The sequence below is a fragment of the Pinirhizobacter sp. genome, from assembly GCF_035317885.1.
GTDB lineage: Bacteria > Pseudomonadota > Gammaproteobacteria > Xanthomonadales > Rhodanobacteraceae > Pinirhizobacter.
Genome location: NZ_DATHFX010000175.1, coordinates 1 through 3,108 on the forward strand (window position 1 = coordinate 1; position 3,108 = coordinate 3,108).

Below are 3,108 nucleotides of genomic sequence, written 5' to 3' on the forward strand. Positions count from 1 at the left end.
AGGCCCACAAGAATCGACAGCACCAGGCAGATCGGGATGATCAGCGTGGCACGCGTCAGCTTCACGATGGTGGCGAAATCGCCCGCGGCGTGGCTGTAGGTGTAACCCGCGGCGACCACCGATGAGGTGTCGTTGATCGCCGTACCCGCCCACAGGCCGAAGCCGAGGTCCGAGAGGTCCATCAGGTGACCGAGCCACGGGAACAGCAGCACGGCGACCAGGTTGAACAGGAAGATGGTGGAGATCGCAAACGCCGTGTCGTGCTCGTTGGCCTTGATGATGGGCACCACGGCGGCGATCGCCGAGCCGCCGCAGATGGCGGTACCCACGCCGATCAGGATCTTCAGGTCGTCGTGGACGCGCAGGGCGCGGCCGACAAGCCACGCGGCGAGGCCCGCTGCAGCCATGGTGCACAGCGTCACCGCCAGCGAGGAGAGCCCGGTATGGGCGACCTGGCCAAGGCTCAGGCCAAAGCCCAGCGCGATGATCGATGCCTGCAGCACCTGCCGTGAGGCAAACCGGATGCCCGGTGCGAAGGCGGGCGACGGCGGTCTGGTATTGCGCACCACGATACCGAGCACGATGCCGCAGACCGCGCCACCGACCAGCGGCATGGCATGGCCGAGCACCAACGCGATCGCCGCGACGGCGGCCACCAGCAACAAGCCGGGAAGGAGAGTTTTCATGCCGGCCATGATCAGGCCTGCGCATGGATAAGAAAAATATATGTTTCTTATCCATGCTATAAATTTAACTTATGAGCGGGATGTCACTTCGCCACATGCAGGTATTGATTGCCGTCGCCGGCGAGGGCACCGTTTCCGCCGCCGCCGGCCGCCTGCATCTTTCGCAACCGGCAGTGAGCATGGCGCTGGCGGAACTCGAGCGCTTGCTGGGCGAGGCGGTGTTCGATCGCGTTGCCGGCCGCTTGCACCTGAACGAGCGCGGCCATGAATTGCTGCCCCGCGCGCGGGAAATCGCCGAGCGTTTCGCAGCCTTCGCAGGTTCGGCCGCCACCGGCGAGGCCCTGGCCGGCACGCTCACCCTGGGTACCAGCAATACGGTCGGCAATTACCTTGCCGGGGAACTCCTCGGCGGCTTCGTCGCGGCCCATCCGCGGGTGGCGATTCGCATCGCCGTCGGCAACACGGCGGACATCGCCCGCGGTGTGCTGGAGCATCGGTTCGATGCCGGCTTCATCGAGGGACCGATCGCCGATCCCGCCCTGCAGGTGCATCCCTGGCGTCGTGATGCGTTGGCCGTGTGCGTACGCCCGGGTCATCCGCTGGCGAACCGGCGACGCCTGCTACCTGCGCACTTCGCCGGTGAGCGATGGGTGCTTCGTGAACGGGGCTCGGCCACGCGTGCCCAGGCCGAGCGCGTGCTTTCGTCGTTGCCGCCGGCGAGCGGCGTGCTGGAGCTGGACCAGACCGAAGCGATCAAACAGGTGGTGATCGCGGGTCTTGGCATCGCCTGCCTGCCCCGGGTGGCCATTGGCGATGCAGTGGCGGCCGGCCGGCTGGTGGCGCTGCATACGCCGTTCCTGGACCTGGAGCGGCAACTGGGTATCGTGCTGCTTCAGGGCCGTTATAGGGGCGCGGCACTGGCGGCATTCCTCACCGGGCTGGGTGTCGGGGGCTAAGCACCTGCCCGGCATAGCGTGAGGCTAGTGCCGCTCCAGCGCCTCGCGCAGTTGTTCTTCCACGGCATCGCGTGTGTAGCAACGCACCAGGCTGGGCGCCAGCGCACGCAGCATGCCATGGTCGAGGTTGGACAGCTTGTCGCGCACGCGCAGCAACTGTCCCGGGTGCATGCTGAATTCGCACAGGCCCAATGCCACCAGCATCGGCGCATAGATCGGATCGCCGGCGATTTCGCCGCACAGGCTCACCGGCTTGCCGGCGCGCCGCGCCGATGAGATCACGTGGCCCAGTACACGCAGCAGGGCAGGGTGAAGCGGGTCGTAGAGATCGCCCAGGGCGTCGTTGTTGCGGTCGGCGGCCAGCACGTATTGCGCCAGGTCGTTGGTACCGATGGCCAGGAAATCGGATTTCTCAAGGATGCTGCGTACGCCGATGGCCGCGGCCGGGACTTCGATCATCGCGCCGATGTCGATGCGCTCGGGCAATTCGTGCCCTTGCCGGCGGAGGTCCTCGCGCGCCTGCCTGACCAGGCTGCGCACGGCGGCCATCTCGCCGGCATGGGTAATCATCGGCACCAGGATACGTACCGTGCCGTACACACCCGCACGCAGGATGGCGCGCAACTGCGCACTGAAGACGTCGGGGTAGCGCAGGGAGAGTCGTACCCCGCGCACGCCCAGCGCGGGGTTGTCCTCGCCGCGGATCACAAGGCCTGCTGCATCGGCCTTGTCGGCACCCAGGTCCAGCGTGCGGATGGTGACCGGCAGGCCGCCCATGCCAAGCAGTACATCGCGGTAGGCGATGAATTGTTCTTCCTCGCCGGGCAGTCCGCGCTGGCGCAGGAAAAGGAATTCGGAACGGTACAGGCCGATGCCGTCGGCGCCGCGGTTGCGTGCCTGGGCGATATCGGAAGATTGTTCGGCGTTGGCGAACAGGCGCAGGTGCACGCCGTCCCGGGTTTTCGTCGGCGCGTGCGCCAGCCGTGCCAGGCGCCGGCCTTCGTTGGCAGCCTCGCGCTGCCAGGTGCGGTAGCGCTGGAGGTCCTGTGCAGTGGGATGGACGATCACCTCGCCCTTCTCACCGTCCACCAGCACCAGGTCGTCGTCGTTGATGGCCGAGAGGGCATCGCGCACGCCCACCAGCATCGGCAGGTTGAAGCTGCGCGCCAGGATCGCGCTGTGCGAATACACGCTGCCGGCCGAACCCACCACGCCCAGCAGGCCGTGGCCGGTGTAGTTGGCCATGTCCGCCGGTGCCACGGTGTCGGAGACAAGGATCTCGCCCACGCGCGAGGCGAGCTTGCGCTCCTCGACACTGGCCTGCTGCTGCAGCGCCGCCATAACGCGACCGATCACCTGGTCGATGTCCTCGCCCCGGCTTTTGAGGTAAGGATCGTTCATCGCATCGAACACCGCGGCCAGGCGATCGCGCTGCAGTTTCAGCGCGGCCCCGGCACGGTAATGAC

At 66.9% G+C, this 3,108-nt stretch carries 3 protein-coding genes; 1 reads left to right on the forward strand and 2 read right to left on the reverse strand.

The features are described from left to right. Positions 1–686, reverse strand: a 686-nt coding sequence (locus tag VK519_RS05420) for a YeiH family protein (protein ID WP_324348111.1), incomplete at its 3' end; no start/stop codon positions are given. 80 nt (positions 687–766) lie between these two features. Here VK519_RS05420 and VK519_RS05425 point away from each other — a divergent pair. Then, entirely contained in the window at positions 767–1,642 is an 876-nt protein-coding gene (locus tag VK519_RS05425; RefSeq protein ID WP_324348112.1) for a LysR family transcriptional regulator, read from the forward strand. A 24-nt stretch (positions 1,643–1,666) separates the two neighbouring features. Here the strand turns inward: VK519_RS05425 and ptsP are convergent. Continuing rightward, a partial coding sequence (gene ptsP, locus VK519_RS05430) for a phosphoenolpyruvate--protein phosphotransferase (RefSeq protein ID WP_324348113.1) occupies positions 1,667–3,108 on the reverse strand: 1,442 nt, incomplete at its 5' end.